Raw genomic sequence first — 26,444 nt, 5'->3', positions numbered from 1 at the left:
CCCGCTGGCAGGCGGCACGCACGGCAGGCGATGCACCTGCGATCGGGCACGCCACCCCGCCCTTACGACCCGCCCGGCCAGCGCAGCCCGCTTTGCTGGACCCGCGCGACGTTCCGCAGCGCAAACCGGGGTCAGAGGCAGGACGGCTGGCGCTGCTGCACGCCGTGGCGCATATCGAGCTGAACGCGGTTGACCTGCACTGGGATATCATCGCCCGTTTCACCGATACGCCCATGCCCATCGGTTTCTATGATGACTGGGTCAAAGCGGCGGATGAAGAAAGCAAACATTTCAACCTGATGTGTGACTGTCTTGAGGCATCAGGCAGCCATTACGGCGCCTTGCCTGCACACGCCGGCATGTGGCGCGCTGCCGAAGATACGGCAAATGACCTGATGGGGCGGCTAGCGGTTGTTCCTATGGTGCTAGAGGCCCGCGGGCTGGATGTAACGCCCGGCATGATCCAGATTTTCAAACAGGCCAAAAATGCACAGGCGGTCGCAGCGCTGGAAACGATTTATGCAGAAGAGGTCCACCACGTCGCATACGGGTCAAAATGGTTCAACTTTCTTTGCGGTCGCAAAAACCTTGATCCAAAAGGCGTTTTTCATGATCTGGTGCGGCGGTATTTTCACGCGGACCTGAAGGCACCGTTCAACGAGGAAAAGCGTGCTGCGGCAGGTTTGCCCCCGGATTTTTACTGGCCACTTGCGGCAAAAAGAAAAATCTAGCAGATCACGCCGCCGGATGATCGGCAAATCCTTGCCGATATCGGCGGAATTTTGTTACTGCGGCCTAAATCTGCCTCAAAAATCTTGCGGCCTCGGGCTGTGCTGTCTACGACATGTCGACAAAACCTGGGTCACAATCGCCTGGATAGCAGAACGGGGTAGATTTTTGCATACACGTCTGACATTGCGCATCCACGCCCTGCTTGAACATTTTTTTCCTGAACGACGGCTGTTCCTGCGGTCCGACACCGAAACACGTTTCATCAGGTTAAAACCCGAAACGCAGCTAGTGGCCTGGACGGGCAGCGTTATTTTCGTAGGTTGGACAATCGTTGCCACCGCGATCTTGCTGATGGACAGTATTGGGGCCGGAAACTTTCGCGCGCAGGCACAGCGCGACCAGATGACGTATGAACAGCGGCTGAACAGTCTTTCGCATGAACGTGACATTCGGGCCGCAGAGGCACGGGCGGCGCAGGAAAGGTTCAATTCGGCGCTGCAACAAATTTCAATCATGCAGTCCGACTTGCTGGCCACCGAAGAAAAACGCCGCGAGCTGGAAACAGGGCTGGAGGTTGTTCAAGCGACCCTGCGCGACACGATGCGCGCCCGCGAAGCTGCCCGCCAGCAGGTCGCGGCCTTGTCAGCCAAGGCCGATGAAAACACCGACGTTGCGTTCAACGAAGAAGCAGTTGGCACTGTAGATCTGCTTTCGCAAGCTTTGGCCGAAACCGCAGAGGAACGCGACCAGATCGCCACAGATGCTGCGGCCGCCATAGATTATGCCAGTGAAATGCAGCTTGAGTTGCGGCTTTTGCAGGAACGCAACGACCAGATTTTCCGCCAGTTGGAAGAGGCGATGCTGGTTTCGGTCGAACCACTGGAAAAAATATTTCGTGACGCAGGCATGAATCCGGACACCATGATCGCACAGGTCAAGCGTGGCTATTCCGGCATCGGTGGCCCTTTGACACCGATCCAGTTTTCGACCCGCGGACAAGAGCCCGACCCTGATGCGCTGCGTGCGAATGGAATCCTGACGTCGCTGGACCGGATCAACATGTATCGGATTGCGGCAGAAAAGGCGCCTTTTTCCATGCCCGTGCGATCCAGTTTCCGCCACACATCGGCGTATGGCCCACGCTGGGGGCGAATGCACAGTGGCATCGATATGGCAGCCCCGACAGGCACACCTATTTATGCTACGGCCGACGGTGTGGTCAGTTTTGCAGGCTGGGCGTCTGGCTATGGCCGTCTGATCAAAGTCAAACATGAATTCGGAATCGAAACGCGTTTTGCCCATCTGAACGCCATCGACGTAAAGGTCGGCCAAAGGGTCTCGCGCGGGGAACGAATTGGTGCTATGGGAAATTCAGGTCGATCGACTGGCCCACACCTTCACTACGAAATCCACGTAAACGGCAAGGCCGTCAATCCCATGACATATATAAGAGCTGGAAGAGATGTTTTCTAAATCCAAAATCAACGAACCCGGACCCAAAGCAGCTGACCCATCCACCACAAGCGCGGATGCGGCGAAAAAGGACGTTTCGGCAACCGATTACCGGTCAACCGCTCCCAAGGCCAAGCCGCCGGCGTCTGTTCTATCGTCGGACCTGTTCATCACCGGCAATCTGAAAACCACCGGTGACATTCAGGTTGAAGGCGAAGTTGAAGGTGACATTCGTGCGCATCTTCTGACCGTGGGCGAAGGTGCCACCGTAAAAGGCGAAGTCGTGGCTGATGACGTCGTAGTCAACGGGCGGGTGATCGGGCGTGTGCGCGGGCTGAAGGTGCGCCTGACATCGACAGCACGCGTCGAAGGCGACATCATCCACAAGACGATCGCGATTGAATCAGGCGCGCATTTCGAAGGCTCTGTCCAGCGTCAGGAAGACCCGCTTGCGACCTCGGGTGCCAAGAAAATGCCAACTACCGGCACCGCCCCGGTCGAAGACAAGCCAAAGGCGTAACCGCCCCCACACAACACCCTGTGAAAGAGCGCCCCTTACGGCGCTCTTTTTGTATCAGCGCAACGCACGCTGATACAGATGCCATGTGGCATGGCCCAGCACCGGCAGCGCCACGAACAGGCCCAGAAACCATGGGACAAGCGCCAACACAGTCAGCACCGCAATGATCATCGCCCAGACCAGCATGACTTGCGGATTACTGCGCACCAGTTGCAGGCTGACCAACATGGCCGTGATAAAATCAACCTCGCGATCCAGCACCAGCGGCAGGCTGACAACGGTCAACGCAAAAAGCAAAAACGCCAACACCGCACCGACGGCCAATTCAACCGCAATCATGGTCAGACCATTGGACGTCAAAAAGATGTCCCAGCTTTGGGACACATTCGTCATGGGTGACAGCCCCATGAACAGCGCAAAGATCATATGTGCCAGAAACGTCCAGAACAGAAAATAGATAACAATGATTGCGCCCAGCCATGGCAGTTGCCGGGTTCTCTCGAACCAGACGATACCCAGAATTTTCGACCAGATCAGCGGTTTGCCCTGCTCTATCCGGCGGCTGACTTCGTAAAGCCCGGCAGCCGCAAAGGGTGCAATCAAAGGAAAACCCAACGAAGCGGCCAGGATCCACGTGATATGTTCGGCCCTGAACCACAACAAACCAATGCCCACCAGCACATAGACCGCACTGAAAAACAGCCCGAACTGCGGCGCATGTTTGAAATCATTCAAACCGGCACGCAACGCGGCCCCCAGATCAGAAAACGCCAACGAATTGACGACCGGTTTTTGCGTTGTGTCCTGCATGTGTTTGCCTCCCCTTTTGATCCATCGCGCGGATCATAACGAGGTGCGGCAAAACGTCTATGCTCTGGATCAAGCCTTAGTCAGCGTTGAACGCCTCGCGGCCTTTGCCAGACATTTTCAACGCCAATGTCGCGCCCATGAACCCGTCAAGATCACCATCCAGAACACCCTTGGTGTCGGATGTTTCAAACCCTGTGCGCAGATCCTTGACCATTTGATAAGGCTGCAACACATACGACCGAATCTGGTTACCCCACCCCGCATCGCCGGCGTTTTCATGCGCTTCGCTGACAAGGGCAGACCGCTTGTCCAGTTCAATCTGATACAGCCGCGATTTCAGCGCCTTCATCGCGATATCGCGGTTCTGGTGCTGGGACTTCTCTGAGCTTGTCACAACAATCCCGGTGGGAAAGTGGGTGATCCGCACCGCCGAATCGGTCGTGTTCACGTGCTGCCCTCCCGCCCCGGATGACCGGTAGGTATCCAGGCGGATATCGGCAGGGTTCACCTCGATTTCGATGTTGTCATCGACCACCGGGTAAACCTTGACCGAGGTGAACGACGTGTGGCGTTTTGCAGCGCTGTCAAAGGGCGAAATACGCACCAGTCGGTGCACGCCGCTTTCGGATTTCAGCCAGCCATAGGCGTTATGGCCGCTGATCTTGTAGCTGGCCGATTTGATACCGGCTTCGTCACCGGGTTGTTCGGATTGCAGTTCGACCTTGTAGCCCTTTTTCTCGGCCCAACGGACATACATGCGCGCCAGCATGTTGGCCCAGTCACAGCTTTCGGTGCCGCCGGCACCGGCGTTGATTTCAAGGAATGTGTCGTTGGCATCGGCCTCGCCATCCAACAGGGCCTCCAGTTCTTTCTGGGCAGCCTTTTCACGCAGGGTTTTCAGGGCCTCTTCGGCGTCTCTGACGATCTCGGCGTCGTCTTCCATTTCGCCCATTTCGATCAGTTCGATATTGTCGGCCAGTTCTTGCGCGATGCTATCATAGGTTGCAATGGTATCCACCAGCAACTGCCTGTCACGCATCAGTTTTTGTGCGACATCGGGGTTATCCCACAGCGTCGGGTCTTCGACCCTTGCGTTGAATTCCTCTAGCCGGTGGGGGGCCGTTTCGCGGTCCATCCGCTGGGCAAGAAGGTTCAGTGATTTTTCAATCGCGTCCACATTGGTCTGGGTCTCTGCGCGCATCGGGCACCTATCAGGTCTGATGATGATTTAAGGGGGTCTTATCTTGCGCCACGCGGGTCAGCAAGCGGATGGTCAGTAAAGACCACCCGAGGACAGTGTCCCAAAGCTGGCGTTGGGGCCAACGGTCACGGTTTCGCCTGTCGAGGTTGTGACTTTCCGTGCGGTGCGCGGCACCTCGTCAAACAACGGCAAATCCCCCGACATCGCAAACCCGCCGTCGAACATGATCCCAAACAGTGGCTCTTCTCCGGGGCGGAAACACTCGGCGACCACGTGATCGCCCACGGCATCCGGCGTAAGGCGCGCGCCGGTATAGCGATCTATGTTGATGAATTGGCAGTTCGCAGGAACAGGGAACCGCTCGCCCCCGAAACGGGCGATGGCTTGCGTCATGAAACGGCTGAACACAGGCCCGCAAAGCCCCCCACCCGACGCGCCGCGCCCCAATGATCGCGGCGTGTCATACCCGATGTAACAACCCGCAACGATATTGGACGAGAACCCGATGAACCAAACGTCTTTTGAATCATTCGTTGTACCGGTTTTACCGGCAATCGGCACCGGCAGATTAACGGCGCGACTGGCAGTGCCCCGTTGGACAACACCTTCCATCATGGATGTCAGCTGATACGCGGTTATTTCGTTCATCATCCGTTCGCGGTCAGACAAAATGGTCGGCGCATCACCTGCGCGCAGCAAAGGATCATCGCAATTGACGCAAAGCCGCTGATCATGCCGGAACACAGTTCTGCCGTAACGGTCCTGCACCCGGTCAACCAGCGTCGGTTCGACCCGCTCGCCGCCGTTGGCAAACATCGCGTAAGCGGCAACCATCTTGAACAAGGTGGTTTCATCAGCCCCTAAAGACGCCGCCAGACCACGGTTCATATTTTCATAAACACCAAAGCGTTCGGCATAGCGGCCAACGGTATCAATCCCGATTTCCTGCGCCAGACGGATGGTCATCAGGTTGCGCGACTGTTCAATCCCGGTGCGCAACGGGGTTGGCCCGTAAAACCGGTTTGACGCGTTCTGGGGCCGCCAGACCCCTTGGGCCGTTTCAACGGCAATCGGCGCATCAACAATGATCGTCGCGGGCGAATACCCGCTATCAAGGGCGGCGGCATAGACAAATGGCTTGAATGCCGATCCCGGCTGGCGCTGCGCCTGCGTTGCCCGATTGAACACCGAAGTTTCATAGCTAAAGCCGCCTTGCATCGCCAGCACGCGCCCGGTGTTGACATCCATCGCCATAAAACCGCCCTGCACCTCGGGCACCTGCCGCAAGGTCCAGCGATCAAAACTGCCGTCCGCATTGGTCAGCGCGCTGACATGCACAACATCCCCGGGGGTGAAGTTGGCAAAGAAATCGCCCCGCATCCAACGGATATCGGCACGCGGAACCGTGGTGGGTTGTTGCGCCTCTGTCGCGCCTTCGATGCCCAGCGTCAGTGTATTTTCAGCCACACCCAACACCACGGCAGGGTGCCATGCGCCGTTCAAATCAATATTGCGCGCAACATCGGTTTGGCGCAGGGCGTCGCGCCATGCATCGGGGTTATCCAGCACGTCCTGTGACAGCGCGGCACCAGTGCCCCGCCAGACCCCGTTGCTGCGATCAAAATCTTCCAGTGCTTGCTGAAGCGCCTTGGCCGCCACATCCTGAAGGTCGGGGTCCATCGTGGCCCTGATCGCCAGCCCACCGGAAAAAAATTCCTCTTCACCAAAGTTCTGGCTAAGCTGTCGGCGGATTTCATCGGTAAAATAACTGCGCGGCGGCAGCGTGGACCGAAAATCTTCATAGTCGCCGCCCTGCACAGATAACAATGGCGTTGCGCGTTCCGACTCGAATGTCGCCTCATCGAGATAGCCGTTACGATACATCAGACGCAACGTGTTATCGCGCCAGAACGTCGCCACTTCACGGTCGCGGACCGGGTGGCGGTTACTGGGGGACTTTGGCAGGGACGCAAGATAGGCCGCTTCGGCCGGGGTCAGTTCATCAAGCGATTTGTTGAAATAGGTCAGGGCGGCTGCGGTGACGCCAAAACTGTTCTGACCCAGAAAAATTTCGTTCAGGTATAATTCCAGAATCCGCTCTTTCGACATGGCCCCTTCGATACGCACCGCGAGGATCAATTCCTTGATTTTGCGTTCAACAGACCGCGATCCGTCTAAAAGAAAGTTTTTCATCACCTGCTGGGTGATCGTAGACGCGCCGCGCACGTCTTCACCACGCGATGTCACTGCATCACGGGCAGCCGCAACGATACCAAGCGCATCAAACCCCTGATGCGTATAAAAGTTCTTGTCTTCAGCAGAAATGAACGCCTGCTTGATAAGGTCGGGAATTTCTTCAGCCGGGGTGAACAGGCGACGTTCCACGGCGAATTCGTCGATGATCCGCCCTTCCGCAGAATAAATCCTGCTGATCGTCTTGGGGGTATACTGCGACAGAGTTTCATAACTGGGCAGGTCGCGCCCATACATATATAGCACTGCACCAAGGCTCAGCGCAGCCATCGCCACACCAAGCGTCAGCCAGGTGAAGATGCCACCCAGGAATGAAAGAAAAAAACGCAACACGGGCTGGCTCTGTCCTATTTTTGTCTTGTTACTTATACGCATCAGACGGCGGTTGGTCAAAACAGCATATGGGGGTTTCGGCGGGCAGATGCCAGAACAGCCATCACGATTGAATGAATTTGTGTCGTTTCAGCGTGTTTTCCATGTGGTCACAGCCGCTACCATCGCCTCGACGATGCGGGCACGCCCCGCCGCGCTGGCCAGAAATGCGCGGTCGCGGGTATTCGACAGAAACCCTGCCTCGACCAGCACACTGGGAAAATCCGCAGCGGACAAGACCGCCAACTGCCCGTGCCGGCGTGGTTGGGAATTGACAGGCACATCCGCTGCGCGCAGTGCCGCAACCAGCACATCGGCAAAACGCTGCCCTTGCGGGCCCGTCCGCGCGCGTGCCAGATCCATCAGAACGGTCGCCACACGGTCGCCTGTTGCCTCCAGATCGACACCTGACAAAAGATCGCCACGTTCGTGGCGTTCGACCATACGGGCCGACGCTGTATCGCCCCCGTCATCCGCCAGCGTATAGACCGAAGCGCCCATCGCCGCGTCTTCTTCCAATGCGTCGGCGTGTAGCGACAGGAACAGATCAGCCCCTGCCGCACGTGCCAGCGTCATCCGGACGGAAAGCGGCACAAAAATATCATCCTCGCGGGTCAAGACAGCGCGCACCCCGTCAACGGCACCAAGGGACGCAGCCAGTTCCTGTGCCAAGAGAAGCATGACATCGGCTTCGCGGACACCGTTGCGTTCGGCACCGGGGTCGATACCTCCGTGACCGGGGTCAATCACGACGGTGAACACACCATCGTCAGCAGGCGTTGCATGGACCGGATCAAGCCCCGCCAGCACATCCCACCCCGGATCAGGTGGCGCGCCGGCACGTTCGGCAAATGCCGCAGCACTCACCGGGCGCAAGACGACCATCAGCGCAGCGCCCGCATCAACACGGCGCATCCCCGCCTCGGCCACCGCATAGGGCCCGGCCAGATCAACAACCAGCCGCGACCATCCCGGCCGCATCGGGCCAAAGCGCACCGCCGAAGCGCGACCTGTGGCAACAAAGGTGTCGTCGCCAACCCCGGTCCAATCAACGCCTTGAAAATCCAACACAAGCCGGCGCGGCGCATCAAGTGTAAAGACCCGGTAAGGCACCACATCCGACAGCCCCACCGCGACCCGGAGGCTGCGCCAGTGATGATCTATCCCGCTGCGCGCCGGATCGACCCGCACATCCGCCGCAGCTCCTGTCGCCAGCAGCAGCACCAGCAGACAGGCACGGATCACGCCCCCCGCCCCTTCATGAAAGCCGCGATCCGGTCCAGACCCTGTTGAATATCGGCGGTCGCGCGCGCATAGGAAAACCGCAACCAGCGGTGCCCGCGTGCAGCATCGAAATCCAGCCCCGGCGTCACTGCCACATGCGCCTTTTCCAGAATTTCAGCGGCAAGGGCGCGGGCGTCATCGGTATGTGCCGACACGTCAACATAAATATAAAACGCGCCGTCAGGGGGCGCGAATTTGTCCAGCCCAGCGGCTGTCAACCCGGCGATCATGAGCGCGCGGTTGGTGGCATAAACGGCCTTGTTTGCCTCCAGCTCATCGGGGCAATCCATGGCATGCAGCGCCAGCAACTGCGACGCATGCGGCGCGCAGATGAACATGTTCTGCGCCAGACGTTCGATGCGGCGCACATGGTCATGCGGCACCACCATCCAGCCGACGCGCCAGCCGGTCATCGAAAAGTATTTCGAAAAGGAATTGACGACATAGGCATCATCGGTGACCTGCAAGGCGGTCACGGGCCGCATATCATAGTCGATTCCGTGATAAATCTCGTCCGAAATCAGCGCCGCATCGCGTGCCGCGCAGGCATCGGCCAATGCGGCCAGCGCAGGACCATCCAACATTGTGCCGGTCGGGTTGGCCGGTGATGCCACGATCAGCCCGGCCAGATGATGGGCCGCCACATCGCCCGGCTGCGGTTGAAACCGCTGGGCCAATGTGGTGGGAATATCCACCGGCGTCAGGCCGACGGCCTTTAGTATCTGACGATAGGACGGATAGCAGGGCGTGCCCAACCCGACACGTTCACCATTGTCGAACAGGGCCGAAAACGCCAGCAGAAACGCCCCCGACGCGCCAGAGGTGATGACCACGCGCGCGGGATCCAGATCAACGCCATACCAGTCGCCGTAATGCCGCGCGATCCGCGCGCGCAGCTCCGGCAGGCCAAGGCCAACGGTGTATCCAAGCGGATTGATCAATTCATCCGACAGCCGGGCACGCGCCGCAGCCGGCGCACCGGTGCTGGGCTGGCCGACTTCCATGTGAATGATATGGTGGCCTGCTACCTCGGCCTGACGGGCGGCTTCCATGACATCCATAACAATAAATGGATCGACCTCGCCGCGCGTTGAATGTCGCATGTTCTGCCTCTTTTTTGATTTGGCCCTGTTTGCCTGTCCTATCACTATCTCGTCAATCCACCTTGGCATCGAAGAAAAGATGTGGTCTGTCATATGCGATAACGAGAAAGAGAGAATTGATGAAACTGCGCTTCGCCCTGCCCCTGACGCTTGCATTGGCCAGCCCGGCTGCCGCATTGGACCTTGACGCCATGACACCGGCCGAAAAAACGGCGTTCGGCGCACAAGTGCGCGCATATCTGCTGGAAAACCCCGAAGTCCTGCAAGAGGCCATCGGGGTGTTGCAGGATCGCCAGCAACAGGCACAGGCCGGCAATGACGCAGCGATGGTGCGTGCCTTTGGCAACGCGATCTTTGATGACGGCCATTCGTTTGTTGGCGGCAACCCCGATGGTGATATCACCGTGGTGGAATTCATGGATTACCGCTGTGGCTTTTGCAAACGCGCCTTTCCCGAGGTTCAGGCGCTGGTCGCAGGCGATGGCAACATCCGCTATATCATCAAGGAATTCCCGATACTTGGCGAACAATCGGTGCTTGCATCGCGCTTCGCTATTGCCACACAGCGGATCGCGGGGGATGCCACATATAAGGAAGTCCACAACACGCTGATGGAATTCAACGGTGACATCACGGCACAGGCGCTTGTGCGGGTTGCCGATGCGCTGGGGCTTGATATGGATGCGATCACCTCTGAAATGAACAGCGATGCGGTCACGACCATTATCGCTGAAAACCGCGCACTTGCAGATGCGATGCAGATCACCGGCACCCCGACCTTCGTGTTCGAGGACCAGCTTGTGCGCGGCTATGTGCCCGGTGCGCAGATGGAACAACTGGTCGCGGCGCTGCGGGCTGAATAACCTTTGTGCATTTGCGCAGGGCCGCGTGTTCGGCAAAGTGCAACGCGCTTGAGAGGATATTGCGTCAGTCAAAGCTAATTTTCAGTAACCTTAATCAACAAAAGATGCTGACAATGACGACCCGCCGCACATTGCTGACCAGTGCTGCTGCACTTGGCACGACAACGCTGCTGCCCTACCCGCTTCATGCGGCCGGACATGCGGCTGATGCCTTTGCGTCAGCCAATGGTCAGGTGACCATTCACCCCGTCGCCCATGCGTCATTCGTGATGCAAACCCCAGTCGGCACGATCCACATCGACCCCGTGGGCGACGCCGCCGATTAAGCCGATTTGCCCGCCGATTTGCAGGCGCGCAAAGTGCTATGCAGGCTAAGCAGCCAACTCACTTATTCCGGCATATGCCCCGCGCAAAGAACCTTCAGAATCTATCATCAGTTGATCAGCCGCGATGACATCGACCTTGATGATGCCGATGAACGCCAAAAGATGCCGCAGATAGTTTACCGCAAAGTCTGCTTCTGATCCTGCCGCGACACCGCCGGACGCAACAGCGATCACTGCCCGTTTCCCCTCTAGCAAGCCAACGGGACCTGTTTCGCTGTATGAAAACGTGATCCCCGCCCGCGCGACCAAGTCAACCCATGCCTTAAGTGCTGCCGGCACGCCAAAATTGTAAATTGGCAGACCAATCACCAGCATATCGCAATCCATGATTTCCTGAACCAGAAGGTCCGAATGCGCAAGAATCTCGCGTTGGTCAGAAGTGCGTTCGCTTTCAGGCGTGAAATTCGCTGAAACCCACGCTTCGTCAATGAGAGGCACGCCATCTAAAAGATCACGTATTGTTATCTCTGTTCTTCCAAATTTTTCAATAATCCGGTCGGTAAGGTCACGGGTGACGGACCCTTCACGACGGGCGGACGCATCAATACGTAGAATTTTCTTTGGCATTTTTAGGACCCCTATTACACAGTCAGTTTTGGTCCCTGATAGGCGAGCAAAGTACATGTTTTCCTACAAGTGACATCCTGCGCACCGCAATATCCAACGGGGTTAAATCTGGATATTCGACTAATTTCTGAGCAGGATGCTTTGGAAACGGCTGGAAATAAAAGCCGAGACTGGCGCTCGTGCCGGAGGCCCCCATTGCCACTGGCTGTGCAGCAACGCGTAAATTTTCAGGTGAACACGTCGCCTGCGGCCACCTACTCTGCTGCAGCCACATCCCCGGCCGCTTCGATCTCAGCGGCCTTTTTTTCCACCTGTTCCACAATATGTTCGATCATGTCAGCGTTGGATTGCTTGTGGCTTTGCTTGCCCGCCAGATAGACCATGCCAGACCCGGCCCCGCCGCCGGTGAAACCGACATCGGTCATCAGCGCCTCGCCCGGGCCGTTGACCACACAGCCGATGATCGACAGCGACATCGGCGTCTTGATATGTTCCAGCCGCTTTTCCAACGCTTCGACCGTCTTGATCACGTCGAACCCCTGCCGTGCGCAGGACGGGCAGGAAATGATGTTCACGCCGCGATGCCGTAGGCCAAGCGATTTGAGAATTTCGAATCCCATCTTGACCTCTTCCACCGGATCAGCAGAGAGCGACACACGGATCGTGTCCCCGATCCCCATCCAGAGAAGGTTACCCATCCCGATGGCGGATTTGACGGTGCCGCTGATCAGGCCGCCCGCCTCGGTGATGCCCAGATGAATGGGCGCGTCGGTCGCGTCGGCCAGTTGTTGATAGGCAGCGGCGGCCATGAACACGTCGGACGCCTTGCAGCTGATCTTGAATTCATGAAAATCATTGTCTTGCAGGATCTTGATATGATCCAGCCCGCTTTCGACCATCGCGTCGGGGCACGGTTCGCCGTATTTATCCAGCAAATGCTTTTCCAGCGATCCCGCATTCACGCCGATGCGGATCGAACAATTGTGGTCGCGCGCGGCCTTGATAACCTCTTTTACACGTTTTTCATCGCCGATATTGCCGGGATTGATCCGCAGGCAGGCGGCCCCTGCCTCGGCGGCTTCGATCCCGCGTTTATAGTGGAAATGAATATCGGCCACGATCGGCACCGATACCTCTGGCACGATCTGGCGCAATGCGCTGCTTGATGCCTCGTCCGGGACGGAGATACGGACGATATCAGCCCCCGCATCCGCCGCCGCCTGCACCTGCGCGATTGTGCCCTTGATGTCCGTGGTCAGCGTGTTGGTCATTGTTTGCACAGCGATCGGGGCGTCGCCGCCTACAGGGACATTACCCACCATGATCTGCCGGGACTTGCGGCGGTAGATGTTGCGCCATGGGCGGATGTGGTTCAGGGACATCACGGGTCACTTTCGCAGACTGATCTGCCCACAACCTAAGCTGCAAACGGCCGCGCAGCAACCGCTGACAACCTGGAATTATTCGCGTGTCACCACAGCGGCGACATTCACGATCGTCGCAAGATCAACATCCGATGACAGATCGGCCAAAGCATAGTTTGTCGTCAAACTTTCGGCCGAGAGTTCCACATTCGATGTGACGACACCCTTGCGGCCGACTGGGCCGTAATGTGTCCCGTTGACAGCAAAATAAAGCGCCCCGCTTTCGCCCACGCGCAAGGATGCGGGGTCTTCTGTTGCCGGCACAACGAAATTTTGCCCGGGTTCCATCACGCCTTCAAAAATGACGGTCCCGTCAGCAGCACGCACACGCACCCACGCCGGGCGCACAGCAACCAGTTGTAATTCGGGAACCGGCGCTTCGACGACCTGAATGACGGGCACATCTTGCTGCGGCAAGTCAGCAATCTGTGGCGGCGCGGGCGATGCGTCAGGGCTTGGCAGCAGCGCACCAATCACGTTCGGGTTTAGCGTGCCAATCGGCGCATCCCGCGCGACCAGCACCGGCACATCCAGCGCTTGCGGCCGATAGAGCCTGTCCAGGCCTTCGCCTGCTGGCGCGTCAAACCCCAATAAAGGATCACCGATATCGCGGCTGTTGCGCACCCCGGCCAGCGGATCAAGATCAGCAACCACCACGGGTGTCTGGTCCACAGGCGCAAACTGGACTTTTTGTACCTCTTGCAAGACGGTCCAGCCGCCATAACCAAGGCCACCAATCAGCGCCAGCAAAACCACGACAGACCCGATCGCCCTTGGTTCGATACCAGATAGAAGCGCCTCGGATGCGGGCACAAAGGGCGTTGCCGATGATGAAAAGATGTCGCGGCCAAAGGCATCAAGCATTTTGTCATGTGGCTTGGCCTTCACGGATGATGCCTGCGCAGACATGCCATGCGCTGTTGCAAAACCGCTTTCACGGCAAAACGTGTCAAACGCCCAATCAGGATCAAGGTTCAAATAGCGCGCATATGACCGCACATAACCTGCGATGAACCCGGGCGTGTCAAAGGCGGATGGATCAGCATTTTCGATGGCGGCAATATATGACGCCTTTATCTTCAGTTCACGCTGCACATCCAGCAGGCTTTTGCCCAAGGTGGCACGTTCGCCGCGCATCAAATCACCAAGACGCAGTTCAAAATCGTCAAACCCTTTGGCTTGAACGTCCTCAGCAGCGCCTGCACGCCTGAAGCTTTTACCGATCATCGACTGTCCCGTCGCTTACTGCCCCTAAGCGCCCCCGTTTCGAATCAAGAAACGGTGAATGCCTCATTTAAGAGTAGCATACCAAAGATCATCGTGCATATGGCGTGCGAAAATTATCCCGTCAATTCGGCACGATTCAGCGCACAACGCGACCAAAGCTTGTCCAGCGCGCCGATCAAAGCATCCATTTCAAGCGGCCCATGCACCGGCGATGGGGTAAAGCGCAGGCGTTCAGTGCCGCGCGGCACCGTGGGAAAGTTGATCGGCTGCACATAAATGCCGAAATCCGACAGCAGCATATCCGACAGTTTTTTGGTATGCACCGGATCGCCAACAATCAATGGCACGATGTGGCTGCCATGGTCGATCATCGGTAAGCCCAACCCCTTGAGCCGGAATTTCAGAATGCGCGCTTGTGTCTGATGCGCATCGCGCAGGGTTTGATCAGTTTTCAAATGCGCAACACTGGCGGCAGCAGCAGCGGCAACAGCTGGCGGCAGGCTTGTCGTAAAGATGAATCCGGGCGCATAAGACCTTATCGCGTCGCACATCTTTGCGGATGCCGCGATATAGCCCCCCATCACGCCATAGGCTTTGGCCAAGGTGCCATTGATAATATCAATCCGGCCCAACAGGCCATCACGTTCCGCCACCCCCGCGCCGCGGGGACCATACATGCCAACGGCATGAACTTCGTCGATATAGGTCAACGCGCCAAATTCATCGGCCAGATCACATATCTCTGCGATAGGCCCAAAGTCACCGTCCATCGAATAGATCGATTCGAAGGCAATCAACTTGGGCGCAGCAGGATCGTCAGCAGCCAGAAGCTCGCGCAGATGGGCCAGGTCATTATGCCGGAAAATCCGCTTGGCGCCGCCATTGCGACGCACCCCTTCGATCATGGACGCATGGTTCAGCGCATCGGAATAGATGATCAAGCCCGGAAACAGCTTTGGCAGCGTGCTAAGCGTCGCGTCGTTCGCGATGTAAGCACTGGTAAACAGCAGCGCCGCTTCCTTGCGGTGCAAATCGGCCAATTCCGATTCAAGCCGTTTGTGATAAATGGTCGTGCCTGAAATATTGCGGGTGCCGCCCGACCCTGCACCTGTGGCGTCAATCGCTTCGTGCATGGCGGACATGACAGCCGGATGCTGGCCCATGCCCAGATAATCGTTCCCGCACCAGACGGTTACGGGCGCATCTGATCCGTCGGGCTTGTGCCAGGTTGCATGTGGAAAATGCCCGCGTGTGCGTTCAATATCAATGAACGTCCGATAGCGGCCTTCATCGTGCAACCGCTTTATCGCGGCATCCAGTTGTGTGACGTATTCCACCGGCAGATCCTTCCTTGGCGTCTCAAACGTCGGCATTTCAAATCTCTGGCGCTTGAATCAATCTCATTTTCATATAAGCCCAACAGCCTGCAAGCAATACGCTACAAACTGTCGCTGCCGGTTGCACCAATGTTCTGTATCTGGCGGCAATCAGACCACGCCGCAAATTGGCCGCAGAATAACACCCTGCCCATTGACCTTGCCTGCAATCCCGACAACCCTGCGCGCGAATACCCAGCAAAAGGTGCCGCAAATGTCACTCGCCCCCGTTCTGACCCATATCGACAACGATCTGCCCAAGGCCACAGCCCGCCTCATGGAATTGTTGCGCATCCCGTCAATCTCGACCGATCCAGCCTATAAGGCCAACTGCGACACAGCGGCCGACTGGCTGGTGGCAGATCTGCTATCGATCGGGTTCAAGGCGGCAAAGCACCCAACGCCTGGGCATCCGATGGTGATTGCACACAGCGGCGGAGAGGGGCTGCATGTGATGTTTTACGGCCATTACGATGTGCAGCCGGTGGACCCGCTGAACCTGTGGGATCACGATCCGTTTGACCCGCAATTGCAGGACACACCCAAAGGCCGCGTGATACGGGCGCGCGGATCATCCGACGACAAGGGCCAATTAATGACCTTCATCGAGGCCTGTCGCGCTTGGAAAGCCGTCCATGGCAACCTGCCCGCCAATATTTCACTGTTTTTTGAAGGCGAAGAAGAGTCAGGCTCGCCATCGCTTGTGCCCTTCATGCAGGAAAACGCGCAGGAACTGACGGCAGACATCGCCCTGATCTGCGACACAGGGCTTTATGACGAAAACACGCCCGCCATCATCACCCAGCTGCGTGGTCTGCTGGGCGAGGAAATCACCATCACCGGCCCGAATAAAGACCTGCATTCCGGCATGTATGGCGGTCTGGCAATCAATCCAATTCGCGTGCTGACCCGGATCATCGCCGCACTGCATGATGACACCGGGCGCGTGACCGTGCCCGGCTTTTACGACGACGTGCCTGAATTGTCGGATGATCTGGCTGCCGCATGGGACGCATTGGGGTTTGATGAAAAGGCGTTTCTGGCCGAGGTCGGCCTGTCTGAACCCGCCGGAGAAAAAAGCCGCCGCCCGCTTGAGATGATATGGTCGCAACCCACCTGCGAAGTAAACGGGATTTGGGGTGGATATACCGGTGACGGCTTCAAAACCGTCTTGCCCGCCAAAGCCCATGCCAAGATCAGTTTCCGGCTGGTCGGCCAGCAAGACCCGCACAAGATCCGCGACAGTTTTCGCAAGCTGGTGCAGGACATGTTGCCGCCTGATTGCACCGTCAGCTTTAGCGGGCATGGCGCAAGCCCGGCCAGCCAGATGACCACGACTCATCCTGCGTTTGATCAGGCGCGCACGGCGCTGTCAGACGAATGGCCTAATCCTGCGGCTTTCGTCGGCAGCGGGGGGTCCATCCCGATTGCGGGGCATTTCAAGGAAATCCTGAACATGGACACAATGCTGATCGGTTTTGCCAAGGATGACGACGCAATCCATTCGCCCAATGAAAAATACGACCTGTCATCCTTTCACAAGGGAATCCGGTCATGGGCGCGGATTCTGGACGCGATTTCAAAATGATCGCGCCTTTACGCTGGTTGTTGTGGACGCTTGCATTCCTGTGCGTCGTCCTGACAGTCAGCTGGCTGCTGACGATGCCCGGCAAGGACATTCGGGGCATATGGGCGACCGACACGCATGGGCTGCGCCTTGATATCGGGCGCGGCACTATCGACATCTATGAAGTGACCGACATCAGCTGCTACCGCGCGCGGCGCATCCCGGCGAACGCTTGGCTGATCCGCGCCATGCAGGACATAACCTTGACCCGCGACGGGAACCGGTTGCGCATTGATGCGGGCGGCGGGCTGACGCCGATCATGGCAAGACGCACCAACAGTTTGCCCCCAACCTGCCCGCAGACCCCCGCCGCACCGGGCAGTGCGCAGGAAAATTTCGACGTGCTGTGGCACGCGATGGCAGGACACTATGCCTTTTTTGATGTGCATGATGTCGATTGGCCAGCGCGCCGCGCGGCTTTGCGCCCCTCTGCTGATGCTGCGCTGGGGGAAGCAGCCTTGTTTGATCTGCTGCAAACTGCGCTGGCGGGGCTTGACGACGGGCAGGTCACGCTGCGCACCCCTGCGGGGCAACTGTTTTCGCCCGCTACACGGCCCGACTGGTTTGCCGACCGGCATCTGGTGCGGGATGCGACACTTGCGCAGGTCGATGATTTGACCCAGGCGGCAAACACCGGCTTGCTTTACGGATGGGCAGCACCGGGGATCGGCTATGTCTATCTTGCGCATCTGGACACCAGCGGCGGGTTTAACACCACTGCCAAGGATCAGGCGGATATAGGGTTTGCCGAAATTGCACGCGCCTTTTCGACCGCCAGAGGTATCATTCTTGATGCCCGCTATACCCCCGGCGGTGCCGACGATGTTGCACTTACCTATGCCCGTTTCTTCACCGACCGGCCCCTGCCTGTTCTGACAACCACAATCCGCGAAGGACAAGGTTTTTCCCAGCCAACGCAGATCACGCTGGACCCGCGCGGGGCAAGCCATCTGCACCAACCTACGATCATTCTGACGTCCGGCTTTACCGCGGGCGCGGCAGATGTCTTTACCCTGATCATGCGTGAACTGCCACAGGTGACCCTGATGGGCACACACACATCAGGGGCGCAGTCTGCGGTTCTCAGCTTTTCCTTGCCAAACGGGTGGCAACTGGGCCTGCCGCACCGGCACACCCGCGATGCACAGGGTGCCGCCTTTGCTAAAACAGGGATCACGCCGGACATGATTGTACCAGTGGATGTTGCAGCCGCGCGTGCCGGCCGCGACACAACGCTTGATCGCGCGATCAGCGTTCTGGCACCCCAATAGGGAAAACATTTTTGTAAATGGCGCGGTTGACGGGGCTCGAACCCGCGACCCCCGGCGTGACAGGCCGGTACTCTAACCAGCTGAGCTACAACCGCGCGTGAGGGGTTGGATAGTCTCGGACGTGCAAAGCGTCAACGCTAAAATCGCATTCATGCACATAATTCCGACACGCGGCATCGACGGCCAAATAACGACAAGCAATAAATTTTAAAAAGGGAAAAGCAGTGGCGCGGTTGACGGGGCTCGAACCCGCGACCCCCGGCGTGACAGGCCGGTACTCTAACCAACTGAGCTACAACCGCGCATCTGCATGTCAGGCCATCTGGCCGACTGGCGTGCTTGTATGTCCACCGCGCTGGCCCGTCAAGCCGTGATTGGCGTGAAAATGGCCCTCGCATGCGCATAATCTCGGGCCCGCCAATTCTGTTCATTTTCCACAAGGACAAAACGCGCCCCGGATCAACTTTTCACGTCCGGATTTCAGTTGCGCCCTTGCCCGCCAGTGTCACCTTACGGCCCGCTGATCGGCGGCGGATTGCGCGGCTTACCAGACACTGCATAGCCGTCGCAAAAGCCTGGCAATAATCATCCCGCCACGATCACTTGATTGCGATATTGTTTTGGTTTTTCAGGAGCGGCACCCGTGCCGCACACCGGCATATTCAATGCCAAAAATTTCTTTTTCATGCGATGAAAATGGTGGGTGATGAGAGGCTCGAACTCCCGACATCTTCCGTGTAAAGGAAGCGCTCTACCAACTGAGCTAATCACCCACTGGCGCGTCGTTTAGGCTAGTTCGTGACATGATGCAAGCCTGCCTGTGCATCGATACCGCACGACCAATACAAAATGCTGGCAAAGACACCGCAGCGGCCCCAACGCGGCAGCAAATATCTTAACCAATCTGTCGTTGCACACCCTCTTTGAGATGAAAGATAACCCCCTGCCCGCCGGGCAACTGGTCAAGTCCGGGGCGATCCAGGCCCAGCACAATGCAGCGCAACATCCGCGATGTGATCCCATGCGTGACCAGCACGGCCGGGCTGCGCAGATCAGCCAGAAATGACCGGCAGCGGGACTCTAGCCGCGCAAAACCTTCGCCTTCAGGGGCCATTTCATACAGTGCCACAGGCCCGTCAGGCCCATCAGTCATCCCCATGTCTGCTTGCAATTCGGACCTTAGGCGCCCTTGCCACCTGCCGACGCCGATTTCGCGCAAGCGGTCATCGGTGCGGATCATCGCGATGTGCGGCGCAACCGCTATTCCCGCTGTTTGCACAGCGCGTCCTTGCGGGCTGCAACAGGCCGAAAAACCTGTCAGATCCTGCGCCCCCAACAACGTGGCCTGTCGCGCCGCCTGCGCAAGCCCGTTTGCCGTCAAGGTCGAATTCAACCCGCCCTGCATCCGGTTTTCAGCGTTCCAATAGGTCTCTCCATGGCGCAAGATATAAAGCTCCGGAAACATCATCCGCTCCTGTTTTTTATCGCAGGGATCAACAAATCCTGTCATACCCTGCCAACAAACAAAAAGGAAATGGTGGGTGATAAGAGATTTGAACTCCTGACATCTTCGATGTGAACGAAGCGCTCTACCACTGAGCTAATCACCCTCTGCGCGCTGATTTAGTCGTCATCTTTCGCCACTGCAAGACCCGATTTGCCTTCATGCATCTGATCTTTCATTGTCGGCAGTTTGTCAGCCAGCACCCACGCCCCCTCACCGATATCCTGCACAGCCTGCCCGTCGGGGGCAGAAACAGGTCATCGACAGCCGCCAATGCCTGATGTGGAAATGCCAAAGGCGCGCCTTGAGGGCGCGCCTTTGGCGTGTGCAATCCCAGGTTAATGCGCGCGGGCGCTGCCCCCGTCCGCCGCCAACTTGATCGCGGCTGCCGCTGCTTCCTCTGCGGCTTCGTCCCATTCGATCGGTTCCGGCTTGCGCACCAGCGCATGGGCCAAAACCTCGGACACGTGTTTGACGGGAATGATGGTTAACCCTTTTTTCACGTTTTCGGGGATTTCTGGCAAATCCTTGGCGTTTTCCTGCGGGATCAACACAGTCGTAATGCCCCCACGCAAAGCAGCCAGCAATTTTTCCTTTAACCCACCAATCGGCATGGCGTTGCCGCGCAGCGACACCTCGCCGGTCATCGCGATATCGCGGCGCACCGGAATACGCGTCAGAACGGACACAATGGATGTCACCATCGCAAGCCCGGCAGACGGCCCATCCTTGGGTGTGGCCCCGTCCGGCACGTGGACGTGAATGTCAATCGTGTCGAATTGGGTCGGCTTGATCCCGATTTCAGGCGCGATCGACCGAACGTAGCTGGAGGCCGCATCAATCGATTCCTTCATTACATCGCCCAGCTTGCCGGTGGTTTTCATCCGGCCCTTGCCTGGCAGGCGCAGCGCCTCGATGTTCAGTAGCTCACCACCAACGCTCGTCCAAGCCAGCCCCGTGACAACACCGACCTGATCCTCTTCTTCGGCCAGACCAAAACGGTATTTTTCCACCCCAAGAAAGTCGTTCAGATTATCGGCCGTGACCGCGATCACCTCTGCCTCTTTCTTGACGATCTTGGTCACAGCCTTGCGCGCAATTTTTGCCAATTCCCGTTCAAGGTTCCGCACGCCCGCCTCGCGGGTATACAGGCGCACCATCGCCGTCAGCGCATCATCAGACACGCTGAATTCCTTTGGCTTCAGCCCGTGGTTTTGCATCACCTTGGGCAGCAGATGCTGCTTTGCAATCTCGCGTTTTTCATCCTCGGTGTAGCCAGCCAGCGCAATGATCTCCATCCGGTCCAAAAGCGGCCCCGGCATGTTGTAAGAGTTCGCGGTGGTCAGGAACATCACATCCGACAGGTCATATTCGACCTCCAGATAATGATCGACGAATGTCGCGTTCTGTTCCGGGTCCAACACCTCCAGCATGGCCGACGCGGGATCGCCCCGGAAATCCTGCCCCATCTTGTCGATCTCATCGAGAAGGATCAGCGGGTTAGTGGTTTTGGCCTTTTTCAGCGCTTGGATGATCTTGCCGGGCATCGACCCGATATAGGTTCGTCGGTGACCGCGAATTTCGCTTTCATCGCGCACTCCACCAAGGCTGATGCGGATGAATTCACGCCCCGTCGCCCGCGCCACGGATTTACCAAGACTGGTTTTGCCCACACCCGGAGGCCCGACCAGACACATGATCGGGCCTTTCAGCTTGCGCGAACGCTGCTGCACGGCCAGATATTCCACGATCCGTTCCTTGACCTTGTCCAGACCATAGTGGTCTGCGTCCAGAATCTGCTGTGCGCGGCTCAGATCCTTTTTGGTGCGCGACTTGGTATTCCAAGGCAATGCAAGGATCCAATCCAGATAATTGCGCACCACAGTAGCCTCGGCCGACATGGGCGACATGTTTTTGAGTTTTTTCAGCTCGGCATCGACCTTTTCCTTGGCCTCTTTGCTCAGCTTGGTTTCGGCGATCCGCGCCTCAAGTTCGGCCACTTCGTTCTGGCCATCCTCTCCATCGCCCAATTCCTTCTGAATCGCTTTCATCTGCTCATTCAGATAGTATTCGCGTTGGGTCCGCTCCATCTGGGATTTGACACGCGTCTTGATCTTTTTCTCGACCTGCAAGACAGACATTTCGCCCTGCATCAGGCCATAGACCTTTTCCAGCCGTTCAGACACCGACAGCGTTTCCAAAAGGCCCTGTTTCTGATCAACCTCGATCCCCAGATGCCCGGCAACCAGATCGGCCAGTTTGGCAGGCTCGGTTGTTTCGCCGACAGCGACCATCGCTTCTTCGGGGATGTTTTTCTTGATCTTGGCATAGCGTTCAAATTCAGCGGCAACATTGCGCACCAACGCCTCGACCTCGATCTCTTCGCCGGGGATTTCGGTCAGATATTCTGCCGACGCCTCAAAAAAACTGTCGTTTTCGATGAATTGCGTGATGCGCACACGACTGACCCCTTCGACCAGCACCTTGACGGTGCCGTCGGGCAGCTTCAGCAGTTGCAGCACATTAGCCAACACACCTACATTATATATATCCTCTTTGGCGGGGTCATCTTCGCCGGGGTCGATCTGGCTGGACAACAGGATTTGTTTGTCGTCCTGCATCACCTCTTCCAGTGCGCGGACCGATTTTTCGCGGCCTACAAACAACGGCACAATCATGTGGGGGAAAACCACAATGTCGCGCAGCGGCAGAACTGGATAGGATGAACTCATTGGTTCTTGCATACTCGTTTCCTCTTTTGGCAAGACGCCCCGCCCCGGCTATGCGGCAACATGGTGCGTCTCCTCTTCAGCGTAATATGTGGGGTTGGTGATCCGATCTTCAACCAAGCACATGCCTCAAATTCATAACAAGGTGCCCTTAAACGCAGGGGGTCTGCAACCATTCAAAACCATTTACCCGATGTTTTCGGATCACAAGGCACCGAACAGGCACCTCTTTTGGCGTCAGTATGCAAAAAGGCGAAAGATTGGGTCAGGCACGCCCCGTGTCACAAGCTTTGACAGCGAGATTGACCAGCTTGTAAGCCTGACCATACCAATGTGGATCAGCCTGATAGCCCAACCGAAGGCGTTTCGCATCAAAAGGCGTCAAAGACCTTGTTCCACTTGGAAGCGCCCGACGGCCCCAGACGATTGGATCATTCTTGTGGTTGGGGTCGTATTTCCAACCTACACGTTCGCAAATACGCCGGAACATTTCGAAAATAACGTGCTGCGTTGGATGGTTGATACCATAGAGCGTTGGCTGTTTGCGCCAAGTTTCGGCAAGGTAATCTGAAATAACGATACTACAATGTGCGCTTTCCTTGGCTGCCATCTTTTCAAGAGATGAAAAAATCCGCTGCTCGGATTTCATGTCGATTCTGCCAGAACAGTAGTCCTCAAAAATGCGGATTGGCTTGCGGGCTTCCTGATCGTGCATCAACTCTTGCATGCCACGAATCACAGATTTACCTTTCGAAGCGACGATCTCAAGCGACGCAATGCCGTCGAGATAGACGTAAGGAATGAAAACGATCTCTCCATGTGTCGATCGCCTGATGTCATCTACATTGAACGTTGCGTCTGGATTGGTAATTGCCTGACAAATAATCAGATCCGCACCCGCAAGCAGATCACGTGCTTTTTCTTCGTCAAAAGCACCCCAAAAAGGCGTTATTGATAGAAAGGAAACGTCAACGTTGGGAAACATCTCGCGGCACAGACCGCGCATCGCATTTGCCTGACAATTACCAAGGATAAAGACCTTCACTGACGGTTCCTTTAGATCAACATCGACGAATCGCATTTTTCGAAAAGGCTGCAATTCAAAGAATTTCAATATCGCCCTGCGCACATCCAGCGTGAAACGCGGCCTCCCAAGCTGCAAATTGACCTGCGGTGATCGCATCGCGCATCCCTTGCATGATTTCCTGAAAATAATGCAGGTTATGCCATGTCAGCAACATGCCTGAAATCATTTCCTGCGACCGGTAGACATGGTGCAGATAGGCACGGGAATACCCTTGGCACGCCGGGCATGTGCAGTGTTCATCCAGGGGGCGCGGGTCGTCGGCGTGGCGGGCGTTCTTGATGTTTACTACCCCGCGGCGGGTCCAAGCCTGACCGGTCCGCCCTGACCGGCTGGGCAGAACACAATCCATCATGTCGATGCCGCGTTTGACAGCCCCCACGATGTCATCGGGCTTGCCCACGCCCATCAGGTAACGCGGCTTGTCCACGGGCAGCTGATCCGGGGCGTAATCAAGCGCGCTGAACATTGCCGCCTGCCCCTCGCCCACGGCCAGACCGCCGATGGCGTAACCTTCGAACCCGATTTCGGTCAGCGCCTTGGCGCTTTGTTCACGCAAGTCTTGTTCCAGCCCGCCCTGCTGGATGCCGAAAAGCGCATGACCGGGCCTGTCGCCAAAGGCATCGCGCGACCGCTGCGCCCAGCGCATCGACAGTGCCATGCTTTCGGCGATCCGCGCACGATCCGCTGGCAGCGCCGGACATTCATCAAAACACATCACGATGTCAGACCCCAGCAGGCGCTGGATTTCCATCGACCGTTCCGGGGTCAATTCGTGTTTCGACCCGTCGATGTGGCTTTTGAAGGTCACGCCCTTTTCGGTCATCTTGCGCAGGTCCGCCAGCGACATCACCTGAAACCCGCCACTGTCGGTCAGGATCGGTTTATCCCAGTTCATGAACTTGTGCAGCCCACCTAGCCGGTCAATCCGTTCTGCCGTGGGACGCAGCATCAGGTGATAGGTATTGCCCAGCAAAATATCCGCCCCTGTCGCGGCCACGTTTTCGGGCAACATGCCCTTGACGGTGCCCGCCGTGCCCACGGGCATAAAGGCAGGTGTGCGGATATCGCCGCGCGGGGTGCTGATGACGCCGGTGCGGGCCTTGCCGTCGGTCGCATTCAGCGAAAAGGAAAATCTTTTGGTTGTCATCTGCGCGCGCTCCATGTTCTAGCCGTCATGGCAGAACCTTTGGATATACACCATGCACGACGACGACAACCAGACCGCGGACGACATGACATTTGGCTGGGAAGAATGGGTCTCCCTGCCGATGCTGGGCCTGCCTGCGCTGAAGGCCAAGGTGGATACCGGCGCGCGCACATCCGCCCTGCATGCCTTTGAGATTGAGCCCTTTGGCCCTGCAGACAAACCGCTGGTGCGCTTTTCCGTCCACCCGATCGCGGGGCGTGACGATGTTGAAGTCTCCTGTTCGGCCTCTTTGATCGACCAACGCGAAGTCACCAGTTCCAACGGTGAGGTTGAAAACCGCTTTGTGATCGAAACCCAGATCGAAGTCGCAGGCCGGTCTTGGCCGATCGAAGTGACACTGACCGACCGCCGCACAATGAATTCGCGCATGTTGCTGGGGCGGCAGGCGCTTGGCCCAGAGGTCATCGTGCATCCCAGTGACCGGTTTTTTCAACCGGAATTGGATTATGATGTCTACTTGCGCAAACGCCGGCGCAAGGTGCCCAAGCGCAGCCTGCGGGTTGCGGTGCTGTCGCGCGAAGACAATTATTCTACCCGCCGCCTGATCGAGGAAGGCCATGCGCGCGATCACGTGGTCGAGGTGATCGACACCACCCGGTGCTATATGGCGATCAACCAGAATGACCCGGCGATTTATTATGACGGCAAACGCCTGCCCCGGTTCGATGCAGTGATTCCGCGAATCGGCGCGTCGATCACATCTTACGGCACGGCGGTGGTGCGGCAGTTTGAAACCATCGGCACCTATTGCGTGAACGCCAGCGATGGTATCGGCACCTCGCGCGATAAACTGGCCGCGCATCAGGTGCTGGCGCGTAACCGCATCGGCATGCCAGCCACTGCCTTTGCGTCATCACCCAAGGACACCGGCAACCTGATCGGGCTGGTCGGCGGCGCGCCGCTGATCGTGAAGCTGCTGGAAAGCACCCAGGGCAAAGGCGTCGTGCTGGCCGAAACCAAGAAAGCAGCCGACAGCGTTATTTCGGCCTTTCGCAACCTGCAAGCCAATTTTCTGGTGCAACAATTCGTGAAAGAGGCCAACGGCGAGGATATTCGCTGCATGGTGATCGGCGGCAAAGTTGTGGGCGCGATCAAACGCAAGGCCGCCGAGGGCGAATTTCGGTCCAACCTGCATCAGGGGGGGGCCGCGTCCAGGGTGCGGATCACGAAAGAAGAACGCGACACAGCATTGCGCGCTGCCAAGGCGCTGCATCTGAATTTCGCCGGGGTCGATATGCTGCGCGGTGATGACGGGCCCAAGGTGCTGGAGGTGAATTCATCCCCCGGCCTTGAAGGCATCGAAAAAGCGACAGGGCGCAACATTGCCGCTGATCTGTTTGCCGAAATCGAAAATCGTGTGCAATTGCGCGCGCCAATGCGATCGGGAAAATAGGCATAACTTTTATTTCTGCGAAAGCCGGGGGTCTTTACGACCTGCGGTATAAACCC

21 protein-coding genes and 4 tRNA genes are annotated in these 26,444 nt (G+C 57.4%); 8 read left to right on the top strand and 17 right to left on the bottom strand.

All coding sequences use genetic code 11. From position 1 onward, the window contains the following. The 3 genes from IBX59_RS05495 to IBX59_RS05485 form a co-directional block, all read left to right on the top strand. Window positions 1-731, top strand: a 731-nt coding sequence (locus tag IBX59_RS05495; RefSeq protein WP_296373235.1) for a ferritin-like domain-containing protein, incomplete at its 5' end; no start/stop codon positions are given. Between the two features lie 166 nt (window positions 732-897). Then, window positions 898-2,205 (top strand): M23 family metallopeptidase, encoded by a 1,308-nt coding sequence (locus IBX59_RS05490; RefSeq protein ID WP_296373233.1) that lies wholly within the window; start codon window positions 898-900, stop codon window positions 2,203-2,205. Further along, the gene (locus tag IBX59_RS05485) at window positions 2,195-2,704 is read left to right on the top strand and encodes a polymer-forming cytoskeletal protein (protein WP_296373230.1); all 510 of its coding nucleotides are present in this window, start codon (window positions 2,195-2,197) and stop codon (window positions 2,702-2,704) included. Before IBX59_RS05490 ends, IBX59_RS05485 begins: the two co-directional genes overlap by 11 nt. Before the next feature lie 54 nt (window positions 2,705-2,758). Here the strand turns inward: IBX59_RS05485 and IBX59_RS05480 are convergent, their stop codons facing one another. The 5 genes from IBX59_RS05480 to IBX59_RS05460 form a co-directional block, all read right to left on the bottom strand. Continuing rightward, window positions 2,759-3,514: a DUF2189 domain-containing protein gene (locus tag IBX59_RS05480; RefSeq protein WP_296373227.1), complete on the bottom strand. Its 756-nt coding sequence runs from the start codon at window positions 3,512-3,514 to the stop codon at window positions 2,759-2,761. 76 nt (window positions 3,515-3,590) lie between these two features. Further along, window positions 3,591-4,715, bottom strand: coding sequence for a peptide chain release factor 2 (gene prfB / locus IBX59_RS05475; protein ID WP_296373225.1), 1,125 nt, complete (start codon window positions 4,713-4,715; stop codon window positions 3,591-3,593). Between the two features lie 72 nt (window positions 4,716-4,787). Then, window positions 4,788-7,301: a penicillin-binding protein 1A gene (locus IBX59_RS05470; RefSeq protein WP_296373223.1), complete on the bottom strand. Its 2,514-nt coding sequence runs from the start codon at window positions 7,299-7,301 to the stop codon at window positions 4,788-4,790. A gap of 129 nt (window positions 7,302-7,430) precedes the next feature. Then, a complete protein-coding gene (locus tag IBX59_RS05465) occupies window positions 7,431-8,585 on the bottom strand; it encodes an N-acetylmuramoyl-L-alanine amidase (RefSeq protein WP_296373221.1) in 1,155 nt (384 codons plus the stop codon). Beyond that, complete coding sequence (locus IBX59_RS05460) at window positions 8,582-9,727, bottom strand: aminotransferase class I/II-fold pyridoxal phosphate-dependent enzyme (RefSeq protein ID WP_296373219.1); 1,146 nt, start codon at window positions 9,725-9,727, stop codon at window positions 8,582-8,584. The genes IBX59_RS05465 and IBX59_RS05460 overlap by 4 nt, the downstream gene beginning before the upstream one ends. Before the next feature lie 119 nt (window positions 9,728-9,846). Here IBX59_RS05460 and IBX59_RS05455 point away from each other — a divergent pair, with 119 nt between their 5' ends. Together IBX59_RS05455 and IBX59_RS05450 are read left to right on the top strand one after the other, a co-directional pair. Beyond that, entirely contained in the window at window positions 9,847-10,590 is a 744-nt protein-coding gene (locus IBX59_RS05455) for a DsbA family protein (RefSeq protein ID WP_296373217.1), read from the top strand. Between the two features lie 113 nt (window positions 10,591-10,703). Beyond that, on the top strand, window positions 10,704-10,916 hold the full coding sequence (locus tag IBX59_RS05450) for a hypothetical protein (RefSeq protein WP_296373214.1): 213 nt from the start codon (window positions 10,704-10,706) through the stop codon (window positions 10,914-10,916). A 45-nt stretch (window positions 10,917-10,961) separates the two neighbouring features. Here IBX59_RS05450 and IBX59_RS05445 read toward each other — a convergent pair whose 3' ends face one another. From IBX59_RS05445 to hemA, 4 genes are all read right to left on the bottom strand, one after another. Further along, window positions 10,962-11,543 carry an NAD(P)H-dependent oxidoreductase gene (locus tag IBX59_RS05445; RefSeq protein ID WP_296373212.1) on the bottom strand — a complete coding sequence of 194 codons (582 nt, stop codon included), beginning with the start codon at window positions 11,541-11,543 and terminating at the stop codon, window positions 10,962-10,964. 254 nt (window positions 11,544-11,797) lie between these two features. Continuing rightward, the gene (ispG, locus tag IBX59_RS05440) at window positions 11,798-12,925 is read right to left on the bottom strand and encodes a flavodoxin-dependent (E)-4-hydroxy-3-methylbut-2-enyl-diphosphate synthase (protein ID WP_296373210.1); all 1,128 of its coding nucleotides are present in this window, start codon (window positions 12,923-12,925) and stop codon (window positions 11,798-11,800) included. Between the two features lie 78 nt (window positions 12,926-13,003). Continuing rightward, window positions 13,004-14,194 (bottom strand): helix-turn-helix domain-containing protein, encoded by a 1,191-nt coding sequence (locus IBX59_RS05435; RefSeq protein WP_296373208.1) that lies wholly within the window; start codon window positions 14,192-14,194, stop codon window positions 13,004-13,006. Window positions 14,195-14,307: 113 nt separating this feature from the next. After that, window positions 14,308-15,567 (bottom strand): 5-aminolevulinate synthase, encoded by a 1,260-nt coding sequence (hemA, locus tag IBX59_RS05430; RefSeq protein WP_296373205.1) that lies wholly within the window; start codon window positions 15,565-15,567, stop codon window positions 14,308-14,310. Window positions 15,568-15,784: 217 nt separating this feature from the next. Between hemA and IBX59_RS05425 the strand changes: the two genes are divergently transcribed. Together IBX59_RS05425 and IBX59_RS05420 are read left to right on the top strand one after the other, a co-directional pair. Then, window positions 15,785-17,158: a M20/M25/M40 family metallo-hydrolase gene (locus IBX59_RS05425; protein ID WP_296373202.1), complete on the top strand. Its 1,374-nt coding sequence runs from the start codon at window positions 15,785-15,787 to the stop codon at window positions 17,156-17,158. Then, window positions 17,125-18,468, top strand: coding sequence for a S41 family peptidase (locus tag IBX59_RS05420; RefSeq protein ID WP_296373200.1), 1,344 nt, complete (start codon window positions 17,125-17,127; stop codon window positions 18,466-18,468). Before IBX59_RS05425 ends, IBX59_RS05420 begins: the two co-directional genes overlap by 34 nt. An 18-nt stretch (window positions 18,469-18,486) precedes the next feature. Here the strand turns inward: IBX59_RS05420 and IBX59_RS05415 are convergent. The 8 genes from IBX59_RS05415 to tgt all read right to left on the bottom strand — a co-directional run bounded on the left by IBX59_RS05415 (window position 18,487) and on the right by tgt (window position 24,935). Then, a tRNA-Asp gene (locus tag IBX59_RS05415) sits at window positions 18,487-18,563 on the bottom strand. Window positions 18,564-18,693: 130 nt separating this feature from the next. Then, window positions 18,694-18,770: transfer RNA gene (locus IBX59_RS05410), tRNA-Asp, on the bottom strand. A 395-nt stretch (window positions 18,771-19,165) separates the two neighbouring features. Then, a tRNA-Val gene (locus tag IBX59_RS05405) sits at window positions 19,166-19,241 on the bottom strand. A 122-nt stretch (window positions 19,242-19,363) separates the two neighbouring features. Next, complete coding sequence (locus tag IBX59_RS05400; protein ID WP_367119362.1) at window positions 19,364-19,933, bottom strand: histidine phosphatase family protein; 570 nt, start codon at window positions 19,931-19,933, stop codon at window positions 19,364-19,366. Between the two features lie 70 nt (window positions 19,934-20,003). Then, a tRNA-Val gene (locus IBX59_RS05395) sits at window positions 20,004-20,078 on the bottom strand. Window positions 20,079-20,310: 232 nt separating this feature from the next. Beyond that, the gene (lon, locus tag IBX59_RS05390; protein WP_296373195.1) at window positions 20,311-22,716 is read right to left on the bottom strand and encodes an endopeptidase La; all 2,406 of its coding nucleotides are present in this window, start codon (window positions 22,714-22,716) and stop codon (window positions 20,311-20,313) included. A gap of 250 nt (window positions 22,717-22,966) precedes the next feature. Then, window positions 22,967-23,746, bottom strand: coding sequence for a WcbI family polysaccharide biosynthesis putative acetyltransferase (locus tag IBX59_RS05385; RefSeq protein WP_296373193.1), 780 nt, complete (start codon window positions 23,744-23,746; stop codon window positions 22,967-22,969). Between the two features lie 55 nt (window positions 23,747-23,801). Then, window positions 23,802-24,935, bottom strand: a complete 1,134-nt coding sequence (gene tgt / locus IBX59_RS05380) for a tRNA guanosine(34) transglycosylase Tgt (RefSeq protein ID WP_296373191.1) — start codon at window positions 24,933-24,935, stop codon at window positions 23,802-23,804. A 52-nt stretch (window positions 24,936-24,987) separates the two neighbouring features. Here tgt and rimK point away from each other — a divergent pair, with 52 nt between their 5' ends. Beyond that, window positions 24,988-26,388, top strand: a complete 1,401-nt coding sequence (gene rimK, locus IBX59_RS05375) for a 30S ribosomal protein S6--L-glutamate ligase (protein WP_296373188.1) — start codon at window positions 24,988-24,990, stop codon at window positions 26,386-26,388. Window positions 26,389-26,444 lie beyond the last annotated feature (56 nt).

Source organism: Yoonia sp. (assembly GCF_014859355.1).
Classification (GTDB): Bacteria; Pseudomonadota; Alphaproteobacteria; order Rhodobacterales; family Rhodobacteraceae; genus Yoonia.
The sequence above is the reverse complement of the archived record's forward strand: the minus strand, read 5'-3'. Positions and strand labels throughout refer to the sequence as shown.